Genomic DNA, 534 nt, shown 5'->3' on the forward strand with positions numbered 1-534 from the left:
GTCACTGCCGGACCGCAGCCTGACCACCGCCGAGCCCGGGGTGTGGCCCGGGGCCGCCTCGAGCGCGAGGTTGGCGTCGATCTGAAAACCCTCCTCCCACAACACTGTTTGTCCCCCTGCATGGACGGGGGCCACGCTGTCGAGGAACACGTTGTCCCGCCCTGGCACCGGGTCGCCCCGATTCGCCGGGTTCCAGAAATCGAAGTCGGCCAACGGCATCAGATAGGTGGCGTTCGGAAAGGTCGGGATCCAGTTGCCGTCGTCGAGGTAGGTGTTCCAGCCGACGTGGTCGACATGGAGGTGGGTGTTGATCACCACGTCGACATCCTCGGGAGCGACACCGGCCCGGGAGAGGTTCCCGAGAAAATCGGTGTCCAGGTGATGCCAGACCGGGGCATGCGGCCGGTCCTTGTGATTGCCCACCCCGGTGTCGACCAGGATGGTCCTGCCCTCGCTGCGCAGCAGCCAGGTCTGAATGGCGCAGACGCAGACATCGTTGTCGGGGTCGTAGAAGTCGGGCGCCATCCATCCCTC

The 534-nt window shown here is 65.7% G+C and carries 1 protein-coding gene; it reads right to left on the reverse strand.

Going from position 1 to position 534, the window contains the following annotated elements; translation table 11 throughout:
- On the reverse strand, window positions 1–534 hold a 534-nt coding region (locus RNB18_RS50970), incomplete at both ends, for an MBL fold metallo-hydrolase (RefSeq protein ID WP_311720921.1).

The sequence above is a fragment of the Streptomyces doebereineriae genome, assembly GCF_031845645.1.
GTDB classification, from domain to species: domain Bacteria; phylum Actinomycetota; class Actinomycetes; order Streptomycetales; family Streptomycetaceae; genus Streptomyces; species Streptomyces canus.